Origin of the sequence: Pseudomonas sp. Teo4 (assembly GCF_034387475.1) — a bacterium.
Taxonomy (GTDB): Bacteria; Pseudomonadota; Gammaproteobacteria; order Pseudomonadales; family Pseudomonadaceae; genus Aquipseudomonas.
Genome location: NZ_JAXCIL010000006.1, coordinates 22,003 through 48,758, shown reverse-complemented (window position 1 = coordinate 48,758; position 26,756 = coordinate 22,003). Strand labels below are relative to the sequence as shown.

The window sequence follows — 26,756 nt, the reverse complement described above, 5'->3', positions numbered from 1 at the left end:
GCTGCGCCAGCTCCCACGGATCTCTCACCAAATCAATGAAATAGCTGTTGTTTGATAGGAGCGGGCTTGCCCGCGAAGAAGTCTACGCAATCTATTCCGGCTTGACCCGCTCCGACGGCCGCCGCGCCCCCGCCACCAGTTTCTCCACCGCCTTGCTCGCCGCCACCATGCCGAACGTCGCGGTCACCATCATCACCGCGCCAAAGCCCCCGGCGCAGTCCAGGCGCACGCCTTCACCGACAAAACTCTTCTGCAGGCACACGCTGCCATCGCCTTTCGGGTAGCGCAGCTGTTCGCTGGAGAACACGCAAGGCACGCCATAGTTGCGGCTTACGTTGCGCGAGAAGTTATAGTCACGGCGCAGGGTCGAACGTACCCGCGAGGCCAGCGGGTCGTTGAAGGTCTTGTTGAGGTCGCCGATCTGGATCTGGGTCGGGTCGATCTGACCACCGGCACCACCGGTGGTGACGATGGCGATCTTGCGCCGACGGCACCAGGCAATCAACGCGGCCTTGGCCATCACGCTGTCGATGCAGTCGATGACGCAGTCCATCTGCTCGGTGATGTATTCGGCCATGGTGTCGCGGGTGACGAAATCCGCCACCGCGTGCACCGTGCACGCGGGGTTGATCGCCCGCAGGCGCTCGGCCATTACCTCGACTTTTGGCCGCCCCACCTGCCCTTCCAGGGCATGGGCCTGGCGGTTGGTGTTGCTGACACACACGTCGTCCAGGTCGAACAGGGTGATCTCACCCACGCCGCTGCGGGCCAGGGCTTCGGCCGCCCATGAGCCGACCCCGCCGATGCCGACGACCGCCACATGGGCGCGGCTCAGCCGTTGCAGGCCTTCGTCGCCGTACAGCCGGGCAACGCCGGCAAAGCGTGGATCTTCTGTGCTCATGTTGGTACCCCGAAAAAACCGGCGCGCATTATAGGCCAAGAGCGCTTGCGGCCTCCATCGTTAGGAAAGTGCCTGGCAACCCTGCTTTAATGTCCTATCCCTTTTACAGAAATGGACGACGATGTCTTCACGCAAATTCGGCCTCAACCTGGTGGTGGTCCTGGCCATTGCCGCGCTGTTCACCGGGTTCTGGGCGCTGATCAACCGCCCGGTCTCCGCGCCTGCCTGGCCCGAGCAGATCTCCGGTTTCTCGTACTCGCCATTCCGCCTCGGGGAGAGCCCGCAAAAAGGCCAGTACCCCAGCGACGATGAAATACGCCAAGACCTGGAGCAGATGAGCAAGCTGACCGACAGCATCCGCATCTACACCGTCGAGGGCACCCAGGCCGAGATCCCACGCCTGGCCGAAGAGCTTGGTTTGCGCGTTACCTTGGGAATCTGGATCAGCCCGGACCTGGAGCGCAACGAACGCGAAATCACCAAAGCCATCGAGCTGGCCAACAACACACGCAGCGTAGTCCGTGTGGTCGTGGGCAACGAGGCACTGTTCCGCGAAGAGGTCACGCCCGAGGCGCTCATCCAGTACCTGGACCGGGTACGTGCGGCAGTGAAGGTGCCGGTCACCACCAGTGAACAATGGCACATCTGGAAGGAACACCCGGAAATTGCCAAGCATGTCGACCTGATTGCCGCGCACATCTTGCCCTATTGGGAATTCGTCCCGATGAAGGACTCGGTCAAGTTCGTGCTCGACCGCGCCCGTGAGCTCAAACAGCAGTTCCCGCGCAAACCACTGTTGCTGTCGGAAGTGGGTTGGCCAAGTAATGGCCGCATGCGCGGCGGTGCCGACGCCACACAGGCCGACCAGGCCATCTACTTGCGCACGCTGGTCAATACGTTGAACCGGCGCGGCTACAACTACTTCGTCATCGAGGCCTATGACCAACCCTGGAAGGCCAGCGACGAAGGGTCGGTGGGCGCCTATTGGGGGGTCTTCAACGCCGAACGCCAGCAGAAATTCAACTTCGACGGGCCGGTGGTGGCGATCCCGCAGTGGCGAGCCTTGGCAGTCGCCTCGGTAGTGCTGGCGATGATCGCGCTCACCGTACTGCTGATCGATGGCTCGGCCTTGCGCCAGCGCGGGCGCACTTTCCTCACCTTCATCACCTTCCTGTGCGGGTCGGTGCTGGTATGGATCGCATACGACTACAGCCAGCAGTACAGCACCTGGTTCAGCCTCACCGTGGGTGTGCTGCTGGCGCTCGGCGCCATGGGGGTGTTCATCGTCCTGCTGACCGAAGCCCATGAGCTGGCCGAGGCGGTCTGGATTCACAAGCGTCGTCGCGAGTTCCTGCCGGTGCAGGCCGATAGCGCCTATCGGCCGAAGGTTTCGGTGCATGTACCGTGCTACAACGAGCCGCCGGAAATGGTCAAGCAGACCCTCGATGCCCTGGCCGCGCTGGATTACCCGGACTATGAAGTGCTGGTGATCGACAACAACACCAAAGACCCCGCCGTATGGGAGCCGCTCAAGGCCCACTGCGAGAAACTGGGCGAGCGCTTCAAGTTCTTCCACGTCGCCCCGCTGGCTGGCTTCAAGGGCGGCGCGCTCAATTACCTGATTCCGCACACGGCCAAGGACGCCGAAGTGATCGCGGTCATCGACTCGGACTACTGCGTCGACCGCAATTGGCTCAAGCATATGGTGCCGCACTTCGCCGACCCCAAAATCGCCGTGGTGCAGTCGCCCCAGGATTACCGCGACCAACACGAAAGTGCCTTCAAGAAGCTCTGCTACAGCGAGTACAAGGGCTTCTTCCACATCGGCATGGTCACCCGCAACGACCGCGACGCGATCATCCAGCACGGCACCATGACCATGACCCGGCGCAGCGTGCTGGAAGAGCTGGGCTGGGCCGAATGGTGCATCTGCGAAGATGCCGAGCTGGGGCTGCGCGTATTCGAGAAGGGCCTGTCGGCAGCCTATGCCCACAACAGCTACGGCAAGGGCCTGATGCCCGACACCTTCATCGACTTCAAGAAACAGCGCTTCCGCTGGGCCTATGGCGCCATCCAGATCATCAAGCACCACGCCAGCGCGTTGCTACGGGGCAAGGACAGCGAACTGACCCGTGGCCAGCGCTACCACTTCCTGGCCGGCTGGCTGCCATGGATCGCCGATGGCATGAACATCTTCTTCACCGTCGGCGCACTGCTATGGTCGGCGGCGATGATCATCGTGCCGCACCGGGTCGACCCACCGCTGATGATCTTCGCCATCCCGCCGCTGGCGCTGTTCTTCTTCAAGGTTGGCAAGATCATCTTCCTCTACCGACGGGCGGTCGGCGTCAACCTCAAGGACGCCTTCGCTGCGGCGCTGGCTGGCTTGGCGCTGTCGCACACCATTGCCAAGGCGGTGCTGTACGGGTTCTTCACCAGCAGCATGCCGTTCTTCCGCACACCGAAGAATGCCGACAGCCATGGGCTGATGGTGGCGATTTCCGAGGCGCGGGAAGAGCTGTTCATCATGCTGTTGCTGTGGGGCGCTGCGGCCGGGATCTACCTGGTGCAGGGGCTGCCGAGTTCGGACATGCGTTTCTGGGTGGCGATGCTGCTGGTGCAGTCGTTGCCGTATCTGGCGGCGTTGGTGATGGCGTTTTTGTCATCGTTGCCCAAGCCAGCGGACAAGATCGCAGAGCCGCAGGAGGCCTGATTTCTTGGGCTGCCTTGCAGACCTATCGCCGGCAAGCCGGCTCCCACAAGGGCTCACTGCCAGCCTGTAGGAGCCGGCTTGCCGGCGATGGGGCGGTACAGGCAACTCAAGACAGTTGCTCCCACAAGGGCTCACTGCCAGCCTGTGGGAGCGGGCTTGCCGGCGATTGCCCCGTGCCGACCCACCTTGTTTGATATAAGATAACGCCCCTCAGTTTTCCCCGCCTTGCCTTGCCCCGGAGTCCCCCATGACGGCCCCAGCCGAGCTCTCGCCTACCCTTCAACTGGCCTGCGACCTGATCCGTCGTCCCTCGGTCACCCCCGTCGACGCCGACTGCCAGGCGCAGATGATGAACCGCCTGGGCGCCGTCGGCTTCCAGCTTGAGCCGATGCGCATCGAGGACGTCGACAACTTCTGGGCCACCCACGGCACTCAGGAAGGCCCGGTGCTGTGCTTCGCCGGCCACACCGACGTGGTCCCCACCGGCCCGGTGCAGCAGTGGCAGCATGAGCCTTTCGAAGCCCTGATCGATGCCGACGGCATGCTCTGCGGCCGGGGCGCCGCCGACATGAAAGGCAGCCTGGCCTCCATGGTGATCGCCAGCGAGCGCTTCGTGCAGGATTACCCGAACCACCGCGGTAAGGTCGCTTTCCTGATCACCAGCGACGAGGAAGGCCCGGCCCACCACGGTACCAAGGCTGTGGTCGAGCGCCTGAAGGCGCGCAACGAACGCCTGGACTGGTGCATTGTCGGTGAACCGTCGAGCACCACCCTGCTCGGTGACGTGGTCAAGAACGGCCGTCGCGGCTCGCTCGGCGCCAAGCTGACCGTGCGTGGCAAGCAGGGCCATGTGGCCTACCCGCACCTGGCCCGTAACCCGATTCACCTGGCCGCACCGGCCTTGGCTGAGCTGGCTGCCGAGCACTGGGACGAAGGCAACGCGTTCTTCCCGCCCACCAGTTTCCAGATTTCCAACCTCAACTCCGGCACCGGCGCCACCAACGTCGTGCCGGGCGAGCTGACCGCGCTGTTCAACTTCCGCTTCTCCACCGAGTCGACCGTCGAAGGCCTGCAGGCTCGTGTTTCGGCAATCCTCGACAAGCACGAACTGGAGTGGTCGATCGACTGGGCGCTGTCCGGCCTGCCGTTCCTCACCGAACCAGGCGAGTTGCTGGATGCCGTGTCGGCCAGCATCAAAGGCGTCACCGGCCGCGATACCCAACCGTCCACCAGCGGCGGCACCTCGGATGGCCGCTTCATCGCCACCATGGGCACCCAGGTCGTCGAACTGGGCCCGGTGAACGCCACCATCCACCAGGTAGATGAGCGAATCCTGGCCAGCGACCTCGACCTGCTGACCGAGATTTACTACCAGACCCTGGTCCGGTTGCTCGCCTGATGCTTGCCTGCCCTCTCTGCCAGGCCGCCCTGACGCGGCTCGACAATGGCGTCGTGTGCCCTGCGGGGCACCGTTTCGACCGCGCCCGCCAGGGTTACCTCAACCTGCTGCCGGTGCAGCACAAGAACAGCCGCGACCCAGGCGATAACCAGGCCATGGTCGAGGCACGCCGCGACTTCCTCGACGCCGGGCACTACGCCCCGGTGGCGCGCCGCCTGGCTGAACTGGCTGCCGAGCGCCAGCCCGGCGCCTGGCTGGACATCGGCTGCGGCGAAGGCTATTACACCGCGCAAATCGCCCAGGCACTGCCGGCCGCCGACGGTTACGCCCTGGACATTTCCCGGGAAGCCGTCAAGCGTGCCTGCCGCCGTGAGCCGTCAGTCACCTGGATGGTCGCCAGCATGGCCCGCGTGCCACTGCTGGACGCCAGCTGCCAGTTCATCGCCAGTGTATTCAGCCCGCTGGACTGGGCCGAAGCCAAACGCCTGCTCAGCCCGGGCGGCGGTCTGATGCGAGTTGGCCCCACCAGCGGCCACCTGATGGAATTGCGCGAAGTGCTCTACGATGAAGTACGCCCCTACGCCGACGACAAGCATCTGGCCCTGGTGCCGGAGGGCATGGCCCATGCCCACAGCGAAATCCTCGAGTTCCGTCTGAGCCTGGCCGACCCCAAAGCCCGTGCCGACCTGCTGGCCATGACCCCGCACGGCTGGCGCGCCAGCGCCGAAAAACGGGCGCGGGTAATCGACCAGCCCGAGCCGTTCGAGGTGACGGTATCCATGCGGTATGACTATTTCGTGCGCCAAGACTGAGCAAACCCGGAGCCCTTATGCGCCAACCTGATATCGAGATTTACCTGAAGGACGCCGACGTCGACCACAAGCAGATTGCCGAGTGGCTAGGCCAGGCAATCGGCCCTTGCAGCGACTGGCAACAGAAAGGCCAGACCTTCAAGTGCAAGGCCGGTAACATTCCAGTCACCTGGCTACCCAAGGCTGTAGGGAAATGGAACAGCTTGTATCTGGAGAGTGACCAGACCCCATGGGACGATGACGTCGCATGCGCCCGCGCTGCATTCGTTGCCCTGGGCGTGGAAGTGCGCTGTGCGCCGGGTGGCTGGGTAGAGGAAGATGGTGAAGAAGATGCCGACCGCTGGGTCCGCATCAGCGCCGACGGTGAAGAAGAGATCACCTGGCGTACTTGAACACTTTCTGGGTAGGAGCTGGCTTGGCTGGTGATCGCCGGCAAGCCAGCTCCTACAACCCGGGGCTCAGAGCCCGACTACGTCCTCGGCCTGCAGGCCTTTCTGGCCCTGCACGCAGGCGTATTCCACCCGCTGACCTTCGACCAGGGTACGATGCCCCTCACCGCGGATCGCCCGATAGTGGACGAATACATCCGCACCACCTTCGCGCTGAATGAAGCCATAGCCTTTGGCATCGTTGAACCACTTTACATTCCCAGTCTCACGAGACGACATCTGAACTACTCCGGATTTTTATTGTGAAGATCGCCTTGCAGACACAGGGTCACTGACCTGTGCCGACGCCGCTTGCCGAAATATCCTGCAAGTGGCAGGCCGAGTATATGACACAGAACAAAAAAATTTCATGACTGCCCCGCCAATTACCGTATTTTGCCGAACTTGCGCAGATACGGCAGACTAACTGGCTGGAAATTCACTGAAATTCACACCCAAGGCACACACCCCATGACTCGTTCCCCCCTGCGCCGCCTGATCTTCGGCGCCCTGCGTCGCGTGCTTTACCTGTGGGTGCGCTCCGAGACCATCAACCAGTCGTCCTTGACCCTCAAGCTCGACCGCGGTCGCCCGGTGTTCTACGCCTTGCCATCGCCGTCGCTCACCGACCTGGCCGTGATCGACCGCGAATGCACCAAAGCTGGGCTGCCACGCCCGGTACTGCCCGTGACCGTGGGCAGCCTGCACGAGCCTGCCGCCTTCTTCTACCTCACCCCCGACCCGGACTGGCTGGGCCGCCAGGACAAACGCGGCGCCCCGCCCACCCTGGAGCGCCTGGTCGCGGCCGTGAGCCAGCACGCCGAGGAAGATGCGCAGATCATCCCGGTCAGCGTGTTCTGGGGCCAGACCCCTGCCAGCGAATCCAGCCCCTGGAAACTGCTGTTCGCCGACAGCTGGGCCGTCACCGGCCGCCTGCGCCGATTGCTGACCATCCTCATTCTGGGGCGCAAGACCCGCGTGCAGTTCTCCGCGCCCATTCACCTGCGTGAACTGGTGCAGCACAACAAAGGCCACGAACGCACCGTGCGCATGGCCCAACGCCTGATGCGCGTGCACTTTCGCAACCTCAAGACGGCAGTCATCGGCCCCGACCTGTCGCACCGGCGCAACCTGGTCAAAGGCCTGGTCCACGACCCACTGGTACGCCAGGCCATCAGCGACGAGGCCGAGCGCGAGAACATTCCGTACGCCAAGGCCGAGGCCCAGGCGCTGCGCTATGGCAACGAAATCGCCTCGGACTACACCTACACCGCCATCCGCTTCCTTGAAGTGGTGCTCAGCTGGTTCTGGAACAAGATCTACGACGGCATCAAGGTCAACCATATCGAACAGGTCCAGGGCATCGCTCCCGGCCACGAAGTGATCTACGTCCCCTGCCATCGCAGCCACATCGACTACCTGTTGCTGTCCTACCTGCTGTTCCGCAACGGCCTGACGCCGCCGCACATCGCCGCCGGCATCAACCTCAACATGCCGGTCATCGGCGGCCTGTTGCGCCGTGGCGGGGCATTCTTCATGCGCCGCACCTTCAAGGGCAACCCGCTGTACACCGCCGTGTTCAACGAATACCTGCACACCCTGTTCACCAAGGGCTTCCCGGTGGAGTACTTCGTCGAGGGCGGCCGCTCGCGCACAGGGCGCATGCTGCAACCGCGCACCGGGATGCTGGCCATCACCCTGCGCAGCTTCCTGCGTTCGTCGCGCACGCCAATCGTTTTCGTACCGGTGTACATCGGTTACGAGCGGGTGCTCGAAGGCCGTACCTACCTGGGCGAACTGCGTGGGGCCAGCAAGAAGAAAGAGTCGATCTTCGACATCTTCAAGGTGTTCGGCGCGCTGAAGCAGCGCTTTGGCCAGGTATACGTCAACTTCGGCGAGCCGATCCGCCTGGCTGGGTTCCTGGACGCGCAGCAGCCCGGCTGGCGCGAGCAGGAACTGGGCCCGCAGTTCCGCCCGGCCTGGCTCAACGAGACCACCACGCGCCTGGGTGAGACCGTCGCTCGCCACCTCAACGAGGCGGCGGCGGTCAACCCGGTCAACCTGGTGGCCCTGGCGCTGCTGTCGACCAGCCGTCTGGCTCTGGACGAACGTGCCCTGACCCGTGTGCTCGACCTGTACCTGGCCTTGCTGCGCCAGGTGCCCTATTCCGAGCACACCACCTTGCCCGAAGGCGACGGCCAGGCCTTGATCGAACACGTGCGCGGCATGGACCTGCTCGCCGAACAGAAGGACGCGCTGGGCCGCATTCTCTATCTGGATGAAGCCAACGCGGTCTTGATGACCTATTACCGCAACAACGTCCTGCACATCTTCGCCCTGCCCGCGCTGCTGGCAAGCTTCTTCCTCAGCAGCTCGCGCATGAGCCGCGACCTGCTCGGCCAATACGTGCACGCGCTCTATCCATATCTGCAGGCCGAGCTGTTCCTGCGCTGGACGCCTGAACAACTGGACGAAGTGATCGACCAATGGCTGGCTGCGCTGGTCGAGCAGGGCCTGCTGCGACAGGAGAACGAGGTGTACATGCGCCCGGCACCGAGCTCACGGCAGTTCGTCTTGCTGACCCTGCTCGCCAGAACCATTACCCAGACCCTGCAGCGCTTCTACATGGCCACCTCACTGCTACTCAACAGTGGGCAGAACACCCTGAGCGCCGAAGAACTGGAAGATCTGTGCGTGATGATGGCCCAGCGCCTGTCGATCCTGCATGGACTGAATGCCCCGGAGTTCTTCGACAAGACTCTGTTCCGCCACTTCATCCAGACCCTGATCGAACAAGATGTGCTGCGCCCGGACAGCAGCGGCAAGCTGGGCTATCACGACAAGCTCGGTGAATTGGCAGAAGGTGTTGCCAAACGTGTGCTGTCGGCAGAACTGCGCCTGTCGATCCGCCAGGTGGCGCTGCACCGCGATGAGCCTGCGGATATCGCCCACGGGTAGTTTTTCACCCTGCTCCGAAGCCTTGAGAGGGACCAGCATCAACGTGCCGTAACAGCACCTCCCTCTCAAGTTACAAGGAGCATTGATATGCCAAGAATAAAGTCGCTCACCGTCGAAGTCGTTGCCGCCGACGACAATCAGCTTCCACTTTCCGGTCAACTTCACTTGAGTCTGTATGACGACTCACTGGCGGATGCGCCGGAGAACATTATTTCCGAACTACGTCTGCGCTGTGGCGAGTTGCCGATCACACTCGAACTACCCTTCGAGTGGAGCCAGATCGACCAGCGCCACACCTATGCCCTCTCTGCGAGCGTGCTAGAAGACGGCCAACTGCAGTACTTCAGTAGCATCCACCACCCCGTGGAGGCGGGAGTTGGTACATACCGAGTTACCGTCGACAAGATCAAGCCGGACACCAACGGCATCCACGACGGCAACCACGTGGACTGACCACCCGGCCGGGAAAATCCGCTAAAGTCCCTGGTGTTGGCCACAAGCCAGCGCCAAGGACACCGGAGATCCCATGAAAAAGCTCTTTATGCTGTGTTGCGCATCCTTGCTCGCAGCCTGTTCCAGCCATACCCCCTCCAATCAGGCCAGCCTGGATGGTGAAGTCTTCTACCTGCAACGTATTGCCCTGCCGCCTGCCGCCACCTTGAGCGTGGAACTGCAGGATGTCTCGCTGATGGATGCTCCTGCCGTGACCCTGGCCCGCCAGGCCGGCCCGGTCAAAGGCAATGTACCGCTGCCGTTCCACCTCACCTATGACCCAGCCCAAGTCAAACCTGGCCACCGCTATGCGGTCAGCGCTCGCATCGAACTGGACGGCAAGCTGTTGTTCATCAACACCGAGCACCACGGCGTTAAACTCGACGGCAGCGACCAGCAGCCAGTGCGAATCAAAGTCGACCCGGTTCGCTGAGCCCGTACATTTTCGTTGATAAGGAAATACTCATGATTCGCGCCTCCCTGCGCTTCACCACCCTGTGCGCCGGCCTGCTGCTGTCGGCCAGCGCCCTGGCCCTGTCGCTCGGCGACCTGACCCAGAAGGACGCCACCGGCGGCTTGAAGGATGCCCTCACCCAAGGCGCACAAATTGCCGTCAAGCAGCTGAGCACCCCGGGCGGGTTCAGCAACAACCCGGACGTGCGCATCGAACTGCCGGGCAACCTGGGCAAGGCCGCCAAGGCGATGAAGATGTTCGGCAAGGGTGAACAGGTCGAAGCCCTGGAAACCAGCATGAACAAGGCGGCTGAAGCAGCCGTGCCGCAAGCCCAGGCGATTCTGGTGGATGCTGTGAAGAACATGTCGGTGACCGACGCCAAGGGTATCCTGAGCGGTGGCGACGACTCGGCCACCCAGTACCTGAACAAGAGCAGCCGCGAACAGATCCGTGCCAAGTTCCTGCCGATCGTCAAGCAGGCCACCGACAAGGTTGGCCTGGCTCAGCAGTACAACAACTTCGCCGGCCAAGCCGTTGCGCTGGGCGTGGTCGATGCCAAGAGTGCGAGCATCGAGAACTACGTGACCGAGAAAGCGCTGGATGGCCTGTTCGAAATGATTGGCAAGCAAGAGCAGAGCATTCGCCAGAACCCGGCTGAGGCGGCTACCAGCCTGGCCAAGAAGGTGTTTGGCGCCCTCTGATGGCCTGATCGCCAGCAAGCTGCTCTCAGGGTTCAACACACAACTGATTGAATCAGTTGGGAACCTGTGGGAGCCGGCTTGCCGGCGAAAGGAGGGCAAAGCCCTCCCCTTCGATAATCAGCCCTTCTTCACCCTGAACCACGCCGCATACAACGCCGGCAGGAACAGCAGCGTCAAAACGGTCGCGACAATCAACCCGCCCATGATCGCCACAGCCATCGGCCCGTAGAACACGCTGCGCGACAGCGGAATCATCGCCAGCACCGCCGCCAGCGCAGTCAGCACGATGGGGCGGAAACGCCGCACCGTGGCTTCGATGATCGCCTGCCAACGGTCCAACCCCGCTGCGATGTCCTGCTCGATCTGGTCCACCAGAATCACCGAGTTGCGCATGATCATCCCTGCCAGGGCAATGGTGCCGAGCATGGCGACGAAGCCGAAAGGCTGGCGGAACACCAGCAGGAACAAGGTCACGCCAATCAGCCCCAACGGCGCGGTAAGGAACACCATCACCGTGCGCGAGAAGCTGCGCAGCTGGATCATCAGCAAGCTCAACACCACCACGATGAACAACGGCATGCCGGCGTTCACCGACTTCTGACCGCGCTCGGAGTCCTCCACCGTGCCGCCGACCTCCAGCAGATAACCGTCCGGCAACTTGGCCTTGATGTCGTTCAAGGTCGGCTCGATCTGCCGCACCAGTGTCGCCGGCTGTTCGTTGTCGTAGATGTCTGCACGCACGGTGACGGTCGGCAAGCGGTTGCGGTGCCAGATAATGCCTTCCTCGAAGCCGTATTCCAGGGTCGCCACCTGCGACAGGGCCACGCTCTGGCCGTTGTCGGTGGGCAGCGCAAGGCTGCCGAGGTTGCCCAGTTCGCCACGCTCCTGCTGGGTACCGCGCAGAAGAATCTCGATCAGCTCGTTGTCTTCACGGTACTGGCTTACCGACGTACCGGTGAGCGAGCTCTGCAGGAAGGTCGACAGGTCCGCGGTGCTCACCCCCAGGGCACGCGCACGGTCCTGGTCGATTTCCAGGAACACCGCCTTGCTCGGCTCTTCCCAGTCCAGGTGCACGTTCACCACATGCGGGTTCTCGCGTACCTTGTTGGCCACCTCGCGGGCCAACGCCCGGGCTTTCTCGATGTGCTCGCCGGTGACCCGGAACTGCACCGGGTAACCCACGGGCGGGCCGTTTTCCAGACGCGTGACACGGGCGCGCAGGTCGGGGAACTGCTGGTCCATGGTGTTGATCAACCAGCTGCGCAGGCGCTCGCGGTCCTCCATCGACTTGGCCAGGACCACGAACTGGGCGAAGCTGGCGGCGGGCAGTTGCTGGTCCAGCGGCAGGTAGAAGCGCGGCGAACCGGTACCCACGTAAGCTACGTAGTTGTCGATGCCTTCCTGCTGCTTGAGCAGTGCTTCCAGTTGCTTGACCCGTTCGGCGGTGTTGCTCAACGAAGCGCCTTCGGCCAGTTTCAGGTCGACCATCAGCTCGGGCCGACCGGAGGCCGGGAAGAACTGCTGGGGCACGAAACGGAACAGCAGGATGCTGCCGACGAAGGCCGCGATGGTCAGCAGGATGACCGTCTTGCGGCGCCGCACGCACCACTCCACCACACGCCGCACGCGTTGATAGAACGGCGTCGCATACGGGTCTGGCGCATGGCCGTCCTTGCCGTGCCGCGCCGCATGCAGCTTGGCCAGGTCCGGCAGCAGGCGCTCGCCCAGATAAGGCACGAACACCACCGCCGCGATCCACGACGTCAGCAGCGCAATGGTGACCACCTGGAAAATCGAACGGGTGTATTCACCGGTGCTCGATGCCGCCGTGGCAATCGGCAGGAAACCCGCAGCGGTAATCAAGGTGCCGGTGAGCATCGGGAACGCCGTGCTGCTCCAGGCGTAGCTGGCGGCCTTGAGCCGGTCGAAGCCTTGCTCCATCTTGATCGCCATCATTTCAACGGCAATGATCGCGTCGTCCACCAGCAAGCCCAAAGCCAGCACCAAGGCACCGAGCGAAATCTTGTGCAGGCCGATGCCGAAGTAATGCATGGCGGCAAAGGTCATGGCCAACACCAACGGGATGGCCAAGGCCACCACCAGGCCGGTGCGCAGCCCGAGGGAGAAGAAGCTCACCAGCAGCACGATGACCAGGGCTTCCACCAGCACCTGCACGAACTCGCCGACCCCGGCCTTGACAGCTGCAGGCTGGTCCGACACCTTGCGCAGCTCCATGCCGGCTGGCAGGCTGCGGGCCAGGCGCTCGAACTCGCCCTCCAACGCCTTGCCCAACACCAGGATGTCGCCCCCCTCCTTCATCGACACCGCCAGGCCAATGGCATCCTCGCCCATGAAGCGCATGCGCGGGGCGGGTGGGTCATTGAAACCACGGTGCACATCGGCGACATCGCCGATGCGGAAGGTACGATCGCCTACCCGGATGGGGAATTGGCGAATCTGGTCGACACTGTCGAAGCGCCCACTCACCCGCAGTTGCAAACGCTCGCTGGGGGTTTCGAAGAAACCTGCGGTGCTGACCGCGTTCTGTTCGCGCAGGGCTTGCTGCACGGCCTCCAACGGCACCCCGATGGTCGCCAGCTTGAGGTTGGACAGCTCGATCCAGATCTTCTCGTCCTGCAGGCCGATCAGCTCGACCTTGCCCACATCCTTCACCCGCTGCAGCTGGATCTGGATACGGTCGGCGTAATCCTTGAGCACGGCGTAGTCAAAGCCTTCGCCCGTCAGCGCATAGATATTGCCAAAGGTGGTGCCGAACTCGTCGTTGAAGAACGGCCCCTGGATTTCCGGCGGCAGGGTGTGGCGAATGTCCGCGACCTTCTTGCGGATCTGGTACCACAGCTCGGGGATATCCTTGGAGTGCAACGAGTCGCGGGCCATGAAGGTGACCTGAGACTCGCCGGGGCGGGAGAACGAAACGATCTTCTCGTACTCGCCCGTTTCCATCAGTTTTTTCTCGATGCGCTCGGTGACCTGGCGCGACACTTCTTCAGCGGTGGCGCCCGGCCACAGAGTGCGGATGACCATGGCCTTGAAGGTGAACGGCGGGTCTTCGCTCTGCCCCAGCTTGGTGTAGGACATGGCGCCAATGGCCGCCAACAGAATCATCAGGAACAGTACGATCTGGCGGTTACGCAACGCCCATGCGGAAAGGTTGAAACCCATCGGGACTTACTCCTTGGCCGTCAGGTTCACCACACGGTTGGTGCGATCCACAGGCCGCACCTCCTGCCCCTCGCGTAGCACATGGCCGCCGGCGGCGACCACCCAGTCGCCAGGGTTGAGGCCTTCGAGCACCGGCACGCTGTCGGTGCCATAGGCCCCAAGGCGCACAGTGGCCCGTTCCAGCCGGCTGTCCTGGGTAACCCGCCAGACATAGGCCTGACCGTTCTCCGCAGTCACGGCCGACAGCGGCACCGACAGCGGGATGACCCCGTCATGGGCGATGAACACCCGGGCACTCTGGCCCAACTCGGCGGGAGCCTGGGACGAGGTGAAGGCGATACGGGCAGCGAAGGTACGCGAACGCGGGTCGGCGGCAGGTGACAGCTCACGAATGCGTCCCTGGAACCGTTGGTTGGGATGCGACCACAGCTCGACACTCACGCTTTGCCCCACGCTGAAGCGGGCAAACTGCTGCTCCGGCAGGCCGATGGCCACCTCGCGCTCACCATCGGCGGCCAGGGTGAACACGGTCTGCCCGGCCGCGACCACCTGGCCGACTTCCACCTGACGCTTGGCAATCACCCCCGCCTGTGGCGCACGCAGCACCGCGTACTCAGCCTGGTTGCCAGCCACGTCGAACTCGGCCTTGGCCTGTTTCAGGCGTGCCAGCCCGGCACGGTAGAGGTTTTCGGCATTGTCGTACTGGGAGTGGCTGACCATCTGCCGGTCCAGCAGCTTCTGGTAGCGATCACGCTCGGCACGCACCAGCGACAGGTTGGCTTCGGCCGCCGCCAGCTGGGCGCGGTTGGCCTCCAGCTGCAGACGCACATCCTGCGGGTCGAGTTCGGCAAGCGGCTGGTCGGCCTTGACCCGCTGCCCCTCTTCGACCAAACGTTTGCTGACCTTGCCGCCAATACGGAACGCCAGCTCCGGCTCGAAGCGCGCACGTACTTCACCGGGGTAGCTGTCGGCGGAAGCTTCTGCGGGTTGCGGCTGCACGACCAGCGCCGGACGTGGCATGGCCGGTGGAGCGGCTTCCTGGCCACACGCCGTCAACAGCAAGACGGCGACAGCGGGCAGGGCGAGGGACAAGGCATGACGCAACATGATGAATCCTTTCGCGAAGAGCGCATCGAATATTTATACTGACGAGTATATTAAGTCAGGTAACCAGTGCCGGGAAGCCGGTGCCGGAAAGAAAATCGACATTAACGATTGGTCTGCCCTTGCAGCCGGATGCCGCCTGAACCGGTAAGATGGACGACTTTTCAACCAGATGCGGACTCCAATGCCCAACGACGCACCCAACGGCCCGGGCCGGCCCAAGGACCTGGCCAAGCGCGAGGCCATCCTCGAAGCGGCCAAGTCGCTGTTCCTCAGCCTTGGCTACGCCAACACCAGCATGGATGCGGTCGCTGCGGCGGCAGGTGTTTCGAAACTCACGGTCTACAGCCACTTCAACGACAAACAGACGCTGTTCGAGTCGGCGGTCATGGCTACCTGCCAGAACCAGTTGCCGGACTTGATCTTCGAGTACCCGCATGGGGCTGCGCTGGAGGATGTGCTGCTGAACATCGCCCGTGGCTTCCAGGCGCTGATCAGCAGTGACGAGGCGGTGAAACTGAGCCGTTTGATCATTGCCCTGGGCAGCCAGGACCCGGCGTTTGGCGAGTACTTCTACGAAGCCGGCCCCAAGCGGGTACTGGCCGGGATGGAAGCGTTGCTGCGCGCTGTGAACGAGCGGGGGTTGTTGCGCATCGACAATCCATTGAGCGCGGCAGAGCACTTCTTCTGCCTGGTCAAGGGCGCGCCGGATTACCGCTTGCTGCTGGGCTGCGCGGGGCCGCTTGAAGGGGATGAAGCCGAGGCACATGTGCGCGAAGTGGTCGGGGTGTTCATTCGGGCGTTTCAGGCCTAGACATCTGTGGGAGCGGGTTTACCCGCGAACAGGGGCAAAGCCCTTGCCATTCACCGCGATGGCGGCATTGCGGGTAAAACCGCTCCCACAGGCTAAGTGACAAGCGTCAGAAACACCCGATCAGGCCTTCAGCGCCTTCTTCGGGTAAATGTCGTACCGGCTCGACTTCCCTTCCAGGCTATGACTCGGCTTCGGCCCCTCGATAATCGGCGCCTTGCGCGGGCGCTTCACCACCACCCGGTGGCTGGCCAATGCCAGCGCCGCTTCCAGCAGCGCCGGCGCATCCAGGTCATCGCCCACCAACGGCCGGAACACGCGCATTTCCTTCTTCACCAGCGCACTCTTGTCGCGGTGCGGGAACATTGGGTCGAGGTAGATCACCTGCGGCGGCTCGCCTTGCCAGGCGCGCATGTGCTCGATGGCATTACCGGTCAGCAGGCGCATGCGACCGACGATTGGCGCCACTTCGTCATCGGCCCGCGCGCGCGCCAGGCCATCTTCCAGCAATGCGGCAATCAGCGGCTGGCGCTCGATCAGCGTCATCTGGCAGCCCAGGCTGGCCAACACGAACGCATCCTTGCCCAACCCCGCCGTGCAGTCGAGCACCTGCGGCCGAACGCCCTGTGCGATGCCCACGGCCTTGGCGATCATCTGCCCGTTGCCACCGCCGAACTGCCGCCGATGCGCAGCCTGGCCCTCGACGAAGTCCACGCGCACTGGCCCTGGCGCCTGCGGCCCCAACTGCTGGATCTGCAAGCCATCGGCGCCGATCTGCACGGCAAACGCTGCCTCGTCGTGTTCCAGCGGGAAGCCCAGGCGTTCGGCCCACTGCGCCGCCAGAGCGGTGAACTCAGCCGACAATGCCTCGACCCTGATACCCGTGCCCTGCTCTTGCTCTACCATCGACACCGCACTCGCAAAAAATTGATGACGCCACTCATGAATCACCGGCCAAGGCCGATACAGGCAATATCCCGCTATTCTGCCAGAGCACAACGCGCACGACTGCCATGTCAGAAAATCTTCCCATCGGCTTGACCTACTTGTCGCCTGTCGGCAACTACGGTCGGCAGAATACCCAGGCACTCGGGGGCGTCAGCCACCTGTGGCAGGATTTCTTTGCCCGCGCCATGGCCGAGCAGCAGGATGAAAGCGTCGATACCTTCAGCCAAGCGCTGGTGCAGTACGACAAGGACAGCGGCGAACCCATCGGCGGGGCCAGAGCGTTGGCGTTGATCGATGCCCAGCGTGCCTGCAGCGTCCACGATACCGTCGTGGAACCACCTGAACCGCTGTTCCTGCCCAAGGCCGAACTCGAGGCCAACCTGCTGGAGCCGGCCCCCGAACCGTTCAGCGCCGCCGAGCTGATCGCTCAGCAACGCCAGCTCGACCTGAACAACAGCTGGTTACGCCCGGTGGTGATGAGCCAAGGACACCCGCAACCCGAGCCTGGCCCTGGCCCTTCCCCGCGTCCGCTTCACCTGCCCATCGCCGAATTTGAAATGAACCTGCTCGACCCGGCGCCGGAGCCCTTCGACCAAGCCACCCTGGCCAAACAGCAGCATGACCTGGAGTTCGACACCCATTGGGCGCGCCCGGTGGTGCTGAACAACGTGCGCGTTCACGCCTGAGGTCAGCGGCGGAACAGGTCATTGAGCTGGGCGAACGGCAGTGCCTGCTCCCCATAACTGAACGTGCCCTGATCGCGGACTTCCTGTGCCGCACGCTGCAAGGCGCCCAGCGCCGCACGGGCCATTGAAGAACCCACACTGATGCGGCGTACGCCAAGGTCCTGCAATTGGTTGACACTGAGCGGCACGCCCGCCAAACCCATCAGGACATTCACAGGCTTGGGCGCCACCGCCTGGACCACCGCCCGTATCTCGTCGACGCTGCGTAGCCCAGGGGCATAGAGCACATCGGCCCCCGCCTCGGCGTAGGCCTGCAGGCGAAGAATGGTGTCATCCAGGTCCATGCGCCCGTGCAGCAGGTTCTCGGCGCGTGCGCACACAGTGAAGGGGAATGGCAGGCTACGCGCAGCCTGCACGGCGGCACGTACTCGCTCCACCGCCAGGCCGAAATCATAAATCGGCACATCGCTGCGGCCACTGGCATCTTCGATCGAACCACCCACCAGGCCCGTCTCGGCGGCGCGCAGGATAGTCTGGGCACACACCTCTGGCAGGTCGCCAAAGCCATTTTCAAGGTCGGCCGCGACGGGCAACGGTGTGGCATCGACGATTTCGCCCGCGTTATCCAGCGTATCGTCCAGGGTCAGGGCGCCTTCGGCGTCGGGCCGGCCAAGGCTGAAAGCCAGCCCGGCACTGGTGGTGGCCAGCGCCTCGAAGCCCAGGCTTGCCAACAGCTTGGCCGAACCGGCATCCCAGGGGTTGGGGATGACGAACGCGCCGTCGCGCTCATGCAGCGCCTTGAAGGCTTCGGCTCGCAGGGTTTGCACATCCATGGTCACAACCTCCGGCAGATCAGGGAGTGGTCAGAGTAGTCCCAATTGTTCGACCTCAGGGGCGCGCGGCAATTCCGGCAAGGCTGCCAGGCCAGGCAAGCGCGTCATCAGACGTTGATGAAAACGTTGCGCCAGTGCGGCCGCCAGGCGGTTGTCGGCGGTATGCAGGAACATGTACGGGCTCCGCCCCTCCTCGATCCAGGACGCGACCTTGTCGACCCACGGCGTAAGGAACGTCTCGTTGGCCTCAAGCTCCGGCAGGCCGATGAAACGCACCTGTGGATGCTGGCTGAAAGCTGCGGGTCGGGGCGGCACCTTCGGTTTTTTCGACTGGGCGTGCAACACGCCGGGGTCGCGCGAGGTGCTGCTGAACAAGGCGCGCGGGTCCAGGCAGATGCGCTCCACACAGCGCTCGCGCAACAGGCGGTTGAGCAGGCGCTCTTCATCGCCGCGGGCAAAGAACGCGTCATTGCGCACCTCTACCGCCACCGGCACCCCGATCTCATCCAGAAAGTGGCTTAACTCGGCCAACCGCGAAGGGCCGAACTGCGCAGGCAACTGCAGCCAGTATGGCGATACCCGCTGGCCCAGCGGCGCCAGCAGGCGCGTGAAGTCGAACGCCGACTCCAGCTGATCGCGCAAGTCGCCGCCATGGCTGATATCACTTGGGAACTTGGCGGTGAAACGAAAATGCTCAGGCATGACCTGCGCCCACCGTGCCACGGTACTGGGTGCAGGGCGTGCATAGAAAGTGGTGTTGCCTTCGACAGCGTTGAAAACCTGGCTGTAAAGACCAAGGAGTTCGCCAGTACGGGCGTCAGCGGGGTACAGGTAGTCGCGCCAGGCGTTTTCGCTCCAGGACGGGCAACCCACGAAATAAGGCAGAGGTGAGGGTGTCATCCCTCAAATGTACAGGTCGAGCCCCAGTACTTCCATGTCCCAGTCGGTAAAACCGGCCGTGTTCAGGTAACTGGCCAGTGCGGTCGCCGTACGACGGTCTCGGGCGCGGGGGAAAATCATGTCTTGCTGGCGGGCAGGCAAACCGCCACTGAGTCGACGTGGCGCGGATTGCTCGTCGATGGTTTCCTCGATCACCTCAGCATCATCGATGGACTCATCGCGTACCGGAGCCTTGCGCGGTGCACGCTTGATCGGATAGGACTGCGATGAGAAACCGTCGATACGCATGGAATGAGCACTCAGGACCAATGATGGCAATTTAGCAGCATCAGGGATCCGTCGCTAATGCTCGAGTGATAACTGGACCACAGTTCGCACAAAAGGTTTTATCGACAACCGCGATAACCGACGAACGACCGTCAGCGTGCCTTAGGCGTAGCTACATTATCGCGCAAGTACACCGGTTGTGCCTGATCGGCGGCAATAGCCTCGCCACGCGCCCAGGCAAAACCTGCCAGGCTGAGGATATCCAGGGCGTTGGGCAGTGCAGCGGCATCGCTGGCGCTGACCGGTACGGCCAAACGCTCGGCGTACCCCCAACCGGTGCCCGCTCCGAACCAATCACCGCTGCTGCCCTCAGGCAAGGTCACGCGCTCTGGCGGCAATACCGCTTCATGGCCAGCCAGGCGCATTTCGCCGGCCTCGGCCCGGTAGCAACCCCAGTACACCTCGTCCATGCGAGCATCGATGGCGGCGGCCACCTGCTGCACGCCGCGCTCGCGCAGCGCGCCCTGGGCCAGTGCGGCCAGGTTGGACACCGGCAGTACCGGGCGCTCAAGCGCAAAAGCCAGCCCCTGGACCACGCCAATGGCGATACGCACGCCGGTGAACGCGCCCGGGCCACGGCCGAAGGCGATGGCGTCCAGGCTGTTGAGCGCCACACCGGAGTCCGCGAGCAGCTGCTTGATCATCGGCAGCAGCTTCTGCGCGTGCATGCGCGGGATCACCTCGTAATGGCTGGTTACCTTGCCGTCATGCAGCAATGCGACGGAACAGGCTTCGGTGGCGGTATCCAGGGCCAGCAGGGTGGTCATCGAACGGTTTCCAGGCAACGGGGAAAAAGAGCGGCAGTATAAACGACAACGGCCCGCAAGCGGGCCGTCGTGACGCACGGTGATGGATCAGCTCAGGGCTGCCAGCACCTTGGCGGTGATCGACTCGACCGAACCTACGCCTTCGATGTGGCTGTACTTCGGTTTGCCAGCGTTGGCAGCCGACAGCTTCTGGTAGAAGTCCACCAGCGGCTTGGTCTGGCTGTGGTAGACCGACAGGCGGTGACGTACGGTTTCTTCCTTGTCGTCGTCGCGCTGGATCAGGTCTTCGCCAGTGACGTCGTCCTTGCCTTCCACTTTCGGCGGGTTGTACTGAATGTGGTAGGTACGGCCCGAGGCCAGGTGCACGCGGCGACCGGCCATGCGGCCAACGATTTCTTCGTCGTCCACGGCGATTTCAACCACGGCGTCGATGTCGACACCGGCGGCAACCATGGCTTCAGCCTGCGGAATGGTGCGCGGGAAACCGTCGAACAGGCAGCCGTTGGCGCAATCAGGCTGGGCGATGCGCTCCTTGACCAGGCTGATGATCAGCTCGTCGGAGACCAGCTGGCCGGCATCCATGACTTTCTTGAGCTCCAGGCCCAGTGGGGTACCAGCCTTGACGGCGGCACGCAGCATGTCACCGGTGGAGATCTGTGGAATACCGAACTTCTCGGTGATGAACTTTGCCTGAGTACCTTTACCGGCCCCGGGAGCTCCCAGCAGAATTACGCGCATCTTGTGCTCCTCATTTTTTTCTATGCAATTCAATGGATTCGGCGACCAGGGCCAAGTCCGGAAAATCGGGTATCGACCAGAAATCGGTCAAAAGGCTGCTCAAGATACACAGCGCCCGGCAGCCAGACAAGCGTCCCAAAGTTTCAGGATTGCGCCATATACGACCTGCCCACGAGGCGGTTGCGCCCGGCGCAACCGCCCTCCCCACCCGACAATGCCCTGCTCGCTTCACCCAGGCACTGCAACCGCTCATGCGCCTCAACCGGTATTGCGCAGGCCTGCGGCGATACCCGCCACGGTCACCAGCAAGGCCTGCTCCAACGGGCTATCCAGAGCGGCTTCACGGCTGCGCGATCGCGCCAGCAACTCGGCCTGCAGACGATGCAAAGGGTCCAGGTAGGTGTTGCGCAGGCTGATGAATTCCAGGGTCTCGGGGCTGTGTGCCAGTAGCACCGGCTGCCCGGTCAACCCCAGCACCACCTGGCATGACTGCGACAATAGGTCGCGCAGATGCGCACCTAAAGGAAGCAAGTGCGGTTGCACTAGACGTTCGTCGTAGGCCTCGGCAATTTGCGCATCGGCCTTGGCCAACACCATCTCCAGCATGTCGATGCGCGTGCGAAAGAACGGCCACTGTTCGCGCATCTGCGCCAGCAGTTCGCTCTGGCCACGGCTCAAGGCGTTGTTCAGGGCGGTCTCCCAGCCCAGCCAGGCCGGCAGCATCAAGCGGGTCTGGGTCCAGCCGAAGATCCACGGAATAGCCCGCAAGCTCTCGATACCGCCAGCGCGGCGCTTGGCCGGGCGGCTACCCAGCGGCAGACGCCCCAGTTCCTGCTCCGGCGTGGACTGGCGGAAATACTCGACGAAGTCAGGGTTCTCCCGAACTACGCCCCGATACGCTTTAAGCCCATCAGCGGCCAACTGGTCCATCACCTCGCGCCAGGCCGGTTCTGGAGGCGGCGGCGGCAGCAAGGTGGCCTCCAGCACGGCGGCCAGGTAAAGGTTGAGGTTCTGCTCGGCAATGCCTGGCAGGCCGAACTTGAAGCGGATCATCTCGCCTTGCTCGGTGGTGCGGAACCGCCCCGCCACCGAACCTGGCGGCTGTGACAGAATCGCAGCGTGGGCCGGGCCACCGCCGCGGCCAACGGTGCCGCCACGGCCGTGGAACAGCAACAGCTCGACCTGATGTTCATGGCAGATGCGCACCAGATTCTCCTGGGCACGGTACTGTGCCCAGGCCGCCGCCGTGGTGCCGGCATCCTTGGCCGAGTCGGAATAGCCGATCATCACCTCCTGCGGCCCGCGCAGGCTTGCACGGTAGCCGGGCAGGCCCAGCAGGCGCTCCATCACCGGGCCGGCGTTGTCCAGGTCGGCCAGGGTCTCGAACAGCGGCACCACGCGCATCGGGCGGGTAAGGCCGGCCTCTTTGAGCAGCAATTGCACCGCCAGTACGTCCGAGGCAGCCCCCGCCATCGAAATGACATAAGAGCCCAGGGACGCTGCCGGTGCAGCCGCGATCTCCCGACACGTGGCCAGCACCTCGGCGGTGTCGGCCTGGGGCTTGAAGTGCCCCGGCAGCAGTGGACGGCGGTTTTTCAGTTCGGTCTGGAGGAACTCGATCCGCCGGTCTTCATCCCAGTCGGCATAACTGCCAAGCCCCAGGTAGTCAGTGATTTCCGACAGCGCATCGCGGTGCCGAGCGGCGTCCTGGCGCACGTCGAGCCGGCCGAGGAACAGGCCAAAGGTCACTGCCCGGCGTAGGCAGTCAAGCAGCGGACCATCGGCGATCACGCCCATGCCGCAGGCATGCAGGGACTGATAGCACAGCTCCAGTGGCGCGATCAGGTCGCGGTTGTCTACCAGCACGTCGGCTTGCACCGGCTGCGCACTAGCCAGCGAGGCCTGCGCCCAGCTGCGGGTTGCACGCAGGCGGTCGCGCAGTTGCTTGAGCAGGGCACGGTAAGGTTCGGCGCTATCGCCCACCCGTTCACGCAGAGCAGCACTGGCCTGCTGCATGGACAGCTCGGCGGCCAGGGTATCGATGTCACGCAGGAACAGGTCGGCGGCCATCCAGCGGGCCAGCAGCAGCACCTCGCGGGTGACACTGGCCGTGACGTTGGGGTTGCCATCCCGGTCGCCGCCCATCCATGAAGCGAAACGGATAGGCGCCGCCTCCAGCGGCAGGTGCAGGCCGGTGGCCTCGAACAGCGCCTTATCGACTTTACGCAAGTGATTGGGAATGGCCTGCCACAAGGAGTGCTCGATCACCGCGAAGCCCCATTTGGCTTCATCTACCGGGGTCGGCCGGCTGCGGCGGATTTCCTCGGTGTGCCAGGCTTCGGCGATCAGCCTGCGCAGGCGCTCGCGAACCTGCTGACGCTCGGCGGGGATGAGGTCCCGGTGGTCCTGGGCGGCCAACTGGCCGGCGATGGCATCGTATTTCTGAATCAGGGTACGCCTGGCAACCTCGGTCGGGTGCGCGGTCAGTACCAGCTGGATGTCCAGCTTGGCCAGTTGTCGGGCCAGCGCATCGTTGCTGTGCCCAGCCTGCTTGAGGCGTGCAAGCAACTCGGGCAACACCCGCGACTCGAAAGGCTCTGGCTGGTCGGCGTCGCGGCGGCGAATCAGCTGATACTGCTCGGCCATGTTCGCCAGGTTGAGGAACTGGTTGAAGGCTCGGGCCACAGGCAGCAGATCTTCTTCGGCCAGATCGGCCAGGGTCGAGCTCAACTGCTCGCCCGCACTGCGGCGGTCGGCCTTGGCGCTGTGGCGGATGTCCTCGATCTTCTGCAAGAACGCCTCGCCGTGTTGCTGACGAATGGTTTCGCCCAGCAACTCACCCAACAGATGGACATCCTCACGCAAGCGCACATCGATATCAGTCATTGGCCCTCTCTCCGGCGCGGCTCGCCCGCGCTCTCGCTCAGGAAACAGCACTGGGACCAAGAGTGCCCACAGCCGGGCCAGCATGGCAAGCCGCGATCAGGCAAAGCAAACTAAAGTAAGGGGAAAGCGTCCGATGCAATGCTGCCCTCATAGGCGTTGAGAGAGGTGATCATGAAAATCCGTGAACTCATCCAGCACTGGGAACAGAACGCGGCAGGCACCCTGAGCCCGACCGGCCATACCCTGCACCTGGACCTTGAGTCCGAAGCGCGCCTGGCTGCGCTGATCGACATGTACCCCAAGCGCACGGCCGAGGAACTGCTCGGCGAACTGGTCGCCGCCGCGCTTGAGGAGCTGGAGGCCAGCCTTCCCTATGTGAAAGGCCAGCGGGTCATTTCCACCGACGAGCAAGGCGATCCGCTGTACGAGGACATCGGCCCTACTCCGCGCTTTCTGGCCCTGTCTCGCCATCACCTTCATGCTCTCAGCGACTCGGTCAAGGGCACCGAAAACTGACCTCCTGAACAACACTCCCGCACAGGCTTGACCCCATCGCCGCGGTTCGTCGCTACGACAAACCGCGGCGATGGCTTTTCCGGGCCGGGTGATTTTTTCTGAACTATTCGAAAAACGCCCAAGTCACAGCCATTAGCCACCACGCTAAAACCCTGCACAACTGCGGTTGTGCACTGTTCGGCGCCAGCGCGCGGTTATGTCAGGGAACAAGCGATGGACTGCTACGGACAACGTCGTCAACAGGAGTGATCCAATGGAACTGACCATCATCAAGCGCCACTCATCCACCCCCGTGCGTGGGCTCAAGCTGGCCGCGCTGGCCCTGGGCAGCAGCCTGGTTCTGGCGGGCTGTGCCGGCAACCCGCCCAGCGAGCAGTACGCCGTGACCCAGTCTGCGGTGAATTCGGCGGTCAGCGCTGGGGGCACCGAGTTCGCAGCCGTGGAAATGAAAGCTGCCCAGGACAAGTTCAAGCAGGCGGAAATCGCCATGCATGACAAAAAGTACGACGAAGCTAAACGTCTGGCCGAGCAGGCCGAATGGGACGCCCGCGTGGCCGAACGCAAGGCACAGGCCGCCAAGGCCCAGAAAGCCGTGCAGGAAGCCCGCCAGGGCGTTCAGGACGTGCGTGAGGAAGGCCTGCGCAGCGCTCAATGAGCCTGACCGTCGCAACCCCAGGCCAACCCCAGACTTCGCAACTGATCAAAGGATGAACACTATGCGTAATGCCATCATGATTCCCGCCCTGCTGGCCCTGAGTGTCGGCCTCGCCGCGTGCGCCCACGACCCGAATCCGAACCTGGAGTCGGCCCGCAGCAACTTCTCGGCCCTGCAAAGCGACCCACAGTCGAGCAAGGTCGCAGCTCTTGAAACCAAGGACGCCCAGGACTGGCTGAACAAGGCCGACAAGGCTTTCATGGAGCGTGAAGACAGCAATAAGGTCGACCAGCTGGCCTACCTGACCAACCAGCGCGTGGAAGTGGCGAAGCAGACCATCGCCCTGCGCTCGGCCGAAAACGAGCTGAAAAATGCCTCCGCCCAGCGCGCCCAGGCCAAGCTCGATGCCCGCGATGCGCAGATCGCCAAACTGCAGGACAGCCTCAATGCCAAGCAGACAGACCGAGGCACACTGGTGACCTTCGGTGACGTGCTGTTCGACTTCAACAAGGCCGAGCTCAAGAGCAACGCCTACCCCAACGTGACCAAGCTGGCCCAGTTCCTTCAGGAGAACCCGGAACGCAAGGTGATCGTCGAGGGCTACACCGACAGTGTCGGCTCGGCCAACTACAACCAGACCCTGTCCGAGCGCCGTGCCAATGCCGTACGCATGGCCCTGGTGCGCGCAGGCGTCGACCCGGCACGCATCGTTTCCCAGGGTTACGGCAAGGAGTACCCGGTTGCGGACAACACCAGCAACTCGGGGCGTGCGCAGAACCGTCGGGTGGAGGTGACCATCTCCAATGACAACCAGCCGGTGGCGCCGCGGGCGGTGAGCCAGGTGCAGTGAGGTCGAGAGGTGAAATGCCCCGCCGCAATAGCGGGGCTCTCACCCCATTCTTTAAAGATGCCTTTGAAAGCACCTTTAAAGACACTACAATCAACACTCATTTCATTGCGTTCACGGGTTGATACAACTATGACCTACCCCGTCCTGGCCGATCTGGCAGCATCCATCACTGACTTGAAAAAAGACCCCATGGGTACGATTCGCGAAGCTGCCGGTGAAACCGTGGTCATCCTCAATCGCAACGAGCCTGCATTCTATGCAGTGCCGCCAGAGCGTTACGAAGCAATGATGGAGCTGATCGACGATATGCAACTGGCTGAACTGGTACGCCAGCGACGCGGTGGCCCCACAGTGAAAGTGGATATCGATGAGCTCATCGCCGAAGCCCAAGCAAGCAAATCGCTACGATCTTGAGTTCAACCTCCGGGCACAGAGGGAGTTTCGGAAACTGGATGCCGAGCTGCAAATCCAGTTCGCACGAAAGCTCAAGGAACGACTGGATCAGCCCAGGGTAGAGAAAGACAAGCTCTCTGGCATGCCCGACTGCTACAAGATCAAGCTGAGGTCAGTCGGCTATCGTCTGGTTTACCAAGTCGTCGATGAACGCGTGGTAGTCATCGTCATTGCGGTGGGCAAGCGTGAACGAAACGACGTCTACACAGCGGCCAAGTCACGACTCATGTAGCTGCTCCGG

The 26,756-nt window shown here is 63.1% G+C and carries 26 protein-coding genes; 15 read left to right on the top strand and 11 right to left on the bottom strand.

The genetic code is table 11. The annotated features are described in order from the left end of the window. Positions 1-91: 91 nt before the first annotated feature. Positions 92-901 (bottom strand): tRNA cyclic N6-threonylcarbamoyladenosine(37) synthase TcdA, encoded by an 810-nt coding sequence (gene tcdA / locus PspTeo4_RS29440; protein ID WP_322367112.1) that lies wholly within the window; start codon positions 899-901, stop codon positions 92-94. Positions 902-1,022: 121 nt separating this feature from the next. Between tcdA and PspTeo4_RS29435 the strand changes: the two genes are divergently transcribed. From PspTeo4_RS29435 to PspTeo4_RS29420, 4 genes are all read left to right on the top strand, one after another. After that, the gene (locus PspTeo4_RS29435) at positions 1,023-3,614 is read left to right on the top strand and encodes a glycosyltransferase (RefSeq protein ID WP_322367111.1); all 2,592 of its coding nucleotides are present in this window, start codon (positions 1,023-1,025) and stop codon (positions 3,612-3,614) included. Between the two features lie 247 nt (positions 3,615-3,861). Beyond that, a complete protein-coding gene (dapE, locus tag PspTeo4_RS29430; protein ID WP_322367110.1) occupies positions 3,862-5,013 on the top strand; it encodes a succinyl-diaminopimelate desuccinylase in 1,152 nt (383 codons plus the stop codon). Next, positions 5,013-5,825, top strand: coding sequence for a putative RNA methyltransferase (locus PspTeo4_RS29425; protein WP_322367109.1), 813 nt, complete (start codon positions 5,013-5,015; stop codon positions 5,823-5,825). The genes dapE and PspTeo4_RS29425 overlap by 1 nt, the downstream gene beginning before the upstream one ends. 17 nt (positions 5,826-5,842) lie before the next feature. Then, the gene (locus PspTeo4_RS29420) at positions 5,843-6,217 is read left to right on the top strand and encodes a hypothetical protein (RefSeq protein ID WP_322367108.1); all 375 of its coding nucleotides are present in this window, start codon (positions 5,843-5,845) and stop codon (positions 6,215-6,217) included. Positions 6,218-6,283: 66 nt separating this feature from the next. On the opposite strand, the gene PspTeo4_RS29415 is transcribed toward PspTeo4_RS29420, so the two are convergent. Next, on the bottom strand, positions 6,284-6,493 hold the full coding sequence (locus PspTeo4_RS29415) for a cold-shock protein (protein ID WP_003252255.1): 210 nt from the start codon (positions 6,491-6,493) through the stop codon (positions 6,284-6,286). A 231-nt stretch (positions 6,494-6,724) separates the two neighbouring features. On the opposite strand from PspTeo4_RS29415, the gene plsB reads away from it, so the two are divergent. The 4 genes from plsB (at position 6,725) to PspTeo4_RS29395 (ending at position 10,858) form a co-directional block, all read left to right on the top strand. Then, positions 6,725-9,211: a glycerol-3-phosphate 1-O-acyltransferase PlsB gene (gene plsB / locus PspTeo4_RS29410; protein ID WP_322367107.1), complete on the top strand. Its 2,487-nt coding sequence runs from the start codon at positions 6,725-6,727 to the stop codon at positions 9,209-9,211. Between the two features lie 87 nt (positions 9,212-9,298). Next, positions 9,299-9,664, top strand: a complete 366-nt coding sequence (locus PspTeo4_RS29405) for a YbaY family lipoprotein (RefSeq protein ID WP_322367106.1) — start codon at positions 9,299-9,301, stop codon at positions 9,662-9,664. A gap of 73 nt (positions 9,665-9,737) precedes the next feature. Continuing rightward, positions 9,738-10,136 (top strand): YbaY family lipoprotein, encoded by a 399-nt coding sequence (locus tag PspTeo4_RS29400; RefSeq protein ID WP_322367105.1) that lies wholly within the window; start codon positions 9,738-9,740, stop codon positions 10,134-10,136. Positions 10,137-10,168: 32 nt separating this feature from the next. After that, entirely contained in the window at positions 10,169-10,858 is a 690-nt protein-coding gene (locus PspTeo4_RS29395; protein WP_322367104.1) for a DUF4197 domain-containing protein, read from the top strand. 117 nt (positions 10,859-10,975) lie between these two features. Here PspTeo4_RS29395 and PspTeo4_RS29390 read toward each other — a convergent pair whose 3' ends face one another. Next, entirely contained in the window at positions 10,976-14,041 is a 3,066-nt protein-coding gene (locus tag PspTeo4_RS29390; RefSeq protein WP_322367103.1) for an efflux RND transporter permease subunit, read from the bottom strand. Between the two features lie 6 nt (positions 14,042-14,047). Further along, positions 14,048-15,148 (bottom strand): efflux RND transporter periplasmic adaptor subunit, encoded by a 1,101-nt coding sequence (locus PspTeo4_RS29385; protein WP_322367102.1) that lies wholly within the window; start codon positions 15,146-15,148, stop codon positions 14,048-14,050. Between the two features lie 169 nt (positions 15,149-15,317). On the opposite strand from PspTeo4_RS29385, the gene PspTeo4_RS29380 reads away from it, so the two are divergent. Then, positions 15,318-15,959 carry a TetR/AcrR family transcriptional regulator gene (locus tag PspTeo4_RS29380; RefSeq protein WP_322367101.1) on the top strand — a complete coding sequence of 214 codons (642 nt, stop codon included), beginning with the start codon at positions 15,318-15,320 and terminating at the stop codon, positions 15,957-15,959. Positions 15,960-16,079: 120 nt separating this feature from the next. Here PspTeo4_RS29380 and PspTeo4_RS29375 read toward each other — a convergent pair whose 3' ends face one another. After that, the gene (locus tag PspTeo4_RS29375; RefSeq protein ID WP_322367100.1) at positions 16,080-16,862 is read right to left on the bottom strand and encodes a class I SAM-dependent methyltransferase; all 783 of its coding nucleotides are present in this window, start codon (positions 16,860-16,862) and stop codon (positions 16,080-16,082) included. Between the two features lie 107 nt (positions 16,863-16,969). Here PspTeo4_RS29375 and PspTeo4_RS29370 point away from each other — a divergent pair, with 107 nt between their 5' ends. Next, entirely contained in the window at positions 16,970-17,590 is a 621-nt protein-coding gene (locus PspTeo4_RS29370; RefSeq protein WP_322367099.1) for an energy transducer TonB, read from the top strand. A 2-nt stretch (positions 17,591-17,592) separates the two neighbouring features. Here the strand turns inward: PspTeo4_RS29370 and PspTeo4_RS29365 are convergent, their stop codons facing one another. From PspTeo4_RS29365 to ppc, 6 genes are all read right to left on the bottom strand, one after another. Then, entirely contained in the window at positions 17,593-18,423 is an 831-nt protein-coding gene (locus tag PspTeo4_RS29365; protein WP_322367098.1) for an isocitrate lyase/phosphoenolpyruvate mutase family protein, read from the bottom strand. Between the two features lie 30 nt (positions 18,424-18,453). Then, on the bottom strand, positions 18,454-19,323 hold the full coding sequence (locus PspTeo4_RS29360) for a DUF72 domain-containing protein (protein WP_322367097.1): 870 nt from the start codon (positions 19,321-19,323) through the stop codon (positions 18,454-18,456). A gap of 3 nt (positions 19,324-19,326) precedes the next feature. Continuing rightward, positions 19,327-19,611, bottom strand: coding sequence for a hypothetical protein (locus PspTeo4_RS29355; protein ID WP_322367096.1), 285 nt, complete (start codon positions 19,609-19,611; stop codon positions 19,327-19,329). 131 nt (positions 19,612-19,742) lie between these two features. Further along, complete coding sequence (tsaB, locus tag PspTeo4_RS29350; RefSeq protein WP_322367095.1) at positions 19,743-20,417, bottom strand: tRNA (adenosine(37)-N6)-threonylcarbamoyltransferase complex dimerization subunit type 1 TsaB; 675 nt, start codon at positions 20,415-20,417, stop codon at positions 19,743-19,745. 87 nt (positions 20,418-20,504) lie between these two features. After that, a complete protein-coding gene (gene adk / locus PspTeo4_RS29345; RefSeq protein WP_028691565.1) occupies positions 20,505-21,155 on the bottom strand; it encodes an adenylate kinase in 651 nt (216 codons plus the stop codon). A gap of 258 nt (positions 21,156-21,413) precedes the next feature. Then, positions 21,414-24,041 (bottom strand): phosphoenolpyruvate carboxylase, encoded by a 2,628-nt coding sequence (ppc, locus tag PspTeo4_RS29340; RefSeq protein ID WP_322367094.1) that lies wholly within the window; start codon positions 24,039-24,041, stop codon positions 21,414-21,416. Positions 24,042-24,212: 171 nt separating this feature from the next. Here ppc and PspTeo4_RS29335 point away from each other — a divergent pair, with 171 nt between their 5' ends. The 5 genes from PspTeo4_RS29335 (at position 24,213) to PspTeo4_RS29315 (ending at position 26,747) form a co-directional block, all read left to right on the top strand. Then, complete coding sequence (locus PspTeo4_RS29335) at positions 24,213-24,557, top strand: pilin assembly protein (RefSeq protein ID WP_322367093.1); 345 nt, start codon at positions 24,213-24,215, stop codon at positions 24,555-24,557. A gap of 253 nt (positions 24,558-24,810) precedes the next feature. After that, a complete protein-coding gene (locus PspTeo4_RS29330) occupies positions 24,811-25,212 on the top strand; it encodes a DUF4398 domain-containing protein (RefSeq protein ID WP_322367091.1) in 402 nt (133 codons plus the stop codon). Between the two features lie 61 nt (positions 25,213-25,273). Further along, on the top strand, positions 25,274-26,062 hold the full coding sequence (locus tag PspTeo4_RS29325) for an OmpA family protein (RefSeq protein ID WP_322367090.1): 789 nt from the start codon (positions 25,274-25,276) through the stop codon (positions 26,060-26,062). A 129-nt stretch (positions 26,063-26,191) separates the two neighbouring features. Next, positions 26,192-26,476, top strand: a complete 285-nt coding sequence (locus PspTeo4_RS29320) for a type II toxin-antitoxin system Phd/YefM family antitoxin (RefSeq protein WP_322367089.1) — start codon at positions 26,192-26,194, stop codon at positions 26,474-26,476. Beyond that, the gene (locus tag PspTeo4_RS29315) at positions 26,430-26,747 is read left to right on the top strand and encodes a type II toxin-antitoxin system RelE/ParE family toxin (protein ID WP_322367088.1); all 318 of its coding nucleotides are present in this window, start codon (positions 26,430-26,432) and stop codon (positions 26,745-26,747) included. The genes PspTeo4_RS29320 and PspTeo4_RS29315 overlap by 47 nt, the downstream gene beginning before the upstream one ends. Positions 26,748-26,756: the final 9 nt, after the last annotated feature.

Coding starts and splice junctions, on each gene's coding strand:
- tcdA (WP_322367112.1), bottom strand. CDS start 901: ATGAGCACAGAAGATCCACGCTTTGCCGGCGTTGCCCGGCTGTACGGC.
- PspTeo4_RS29435 (WP_322367111.1), top strand. CDS start 1,023: ATGTCTTCACGCAAATTCGGCCTCAACCTGGTGGTGGTCCTGGCCATT.
- dapE (WP_322367110.1), top strand. CDS start 3,862: ATGACGGCCCCAGCCGAGCTCTCGCCTACCCTTCAACTGGCCTGCGAC.
- PspTeo4_RS29425 (WP_322367109.1), top strand. CDS start 5,013: ATGCTTGCCTGCCCTCTCTGCCAGGCCGCCCTGACGCGGCTCGACAAT.
- PspTeo4_RS29420 (WP_322367108.1), top strand. CDS start 5,843: ATGCGCCAACCTGATATCGAGATTTACCTGAAGGACGCCGACGTCGAC.
- PspTeo4_RS29415 (WP_003252255.1), bottom strand. CDS start 6,493: ATGTCGTCTCGTGAGACTGGGAATGTAAAGTGGTTCAACGATGCCAAA.
- plsB (WP_322367107.1), top strand. CDS start 6,725: ATGACTCGTTCCCCCCTGCGCCGCCTGATCTTCGGCGCCCTGCGTCGC.
- PspTeo4_RS29405 (WP_322367106.1), top strand. CDS start 9,299: ATGCCAAGAATAAAGTCGCTCACCGTCGAAGTCGTTGCCGCCGACGAC.
- PspTeo4_RS29400 (WP_322367105.1), top strand. CDS start 9,738: ATGAAAAAGCTCTTTATGCTGTGTTGCGCATCCTTGCTCGCAGCCTGT.
- PspTeo4_RS29395 (WP_322367104.1), top strand. CDS start 10,169: ATGATTCGCGCCTCCCTGCGCTTCACCACCCTGTGCGCCGGCCTGCTG.
- PspTeo4_RS29390 (WP_322367103.1), bottom strand. CDS start 14,041: ATGGGTTTCAACCTTTCCGCATGGGCGTTGCGTAACCGCCAGATCGTA.
- PspTeo4_RS29385 (WP_322367102.1), bottom strand. CDS start 15,148: ATGTTGCGTCATGCCTTGTCCCTCGCCCTGCCCGCTGTCGCCGTCTTG.
- PspTeo4_RS29380 (WP_322367101.1), top strand. CDS start 15,318: ATGCGGACTCCAATGCCCAACGACGCACCCAACGGCCCGGGCCGGCCC.
- PspTeo4_RS29375 (WP_322367100.1), bottom strand. CDS start 16,862: ATGGTAGAGCAAGAGCAGGGCACGGGTATCAGGGTCGAGGCATTGTCG.
- PspTeo4_RS29370 (WP_322367099.1), top strand. CDS start 16,970: ATGTCAGAAAATCTTCCCATCGGCTTGACCTACTTGTCGCCTGTCGGC.
- PspTeo4_RS29365 (WP_322367098.1), bottom strand. CDS start 18,423: ATGGATGTGCAAACCCTGCGAGCCGAAGCCTTCAAGGCGCTGCATGAG.
- PspTeo4_RS29360 (WP_322367097.1), bottom strand. CDS start 19,323: ATGACACCCTCACCTCTGCCTTATTTCGTGGGTTGCCCGTCCTGGAGC.
- PspTeo4_RS29355 (WP_322367096.1), bottom strand. CDS start 19,611: ATGCGTATCGACGGTTTCTCATCGCAGTCCTATCCGATCAAGCGTGCA.
- tsaB (WP_322367095.1), bottom strand. CDS start 20,417: ATGACCACCCTGCTGGCCCTGGATACCGCCACCGAAGCCTGTTCCGTC.
- adk (WP_028691565.1), bottom strand. CDS start 21,155: ATGCGCGTAATTCTGCTGGGAGCTCCCGGGGCCGGTAAAGGTACTCAG.
- ppc (WP_322367094.1), bottom strand. CDS start 24,041: ATGACTGATATCGATGTGCGCTTGCGTGAGGATGTCCATCTGTTGGGT.
- PspTeo4_RS29335 (WP_322367093.1), top strand. CDS start 24,213: ATGAAAATCCGTGAACTCATCCAGCACTGGGAACAGAACGCGGCAGGC.
- PspTeo4_RS29330 (WP_322367091.1), top strand. CDS start 24,811: ATGGAACTGACCATCATCAAGCGCCACTCATCCACCCCCGTGCGTGGG.
- PspTeo4_RS29325 (WP_322367090.1), top strand. CDS start 25,274: ATGCGTAATGCCATCATGATTCCCGCCCTGCTGGCCCTGAGTGTCGGC.
- PspTeo4_RS29320 (WP_322367089.1), top strand. CDS start 26,192: ATGACCTACCCCGTCCTGGCCGATCTGGCAGCATCCATCACTGACTTG.
- PspTeo4_RS29315 (WP_322367088.1), top strand. CDS start 26,430: ATGAGCTCATCGCCGAAGCCCAAGCAAGCAAATCGCTACGATCTTGAG.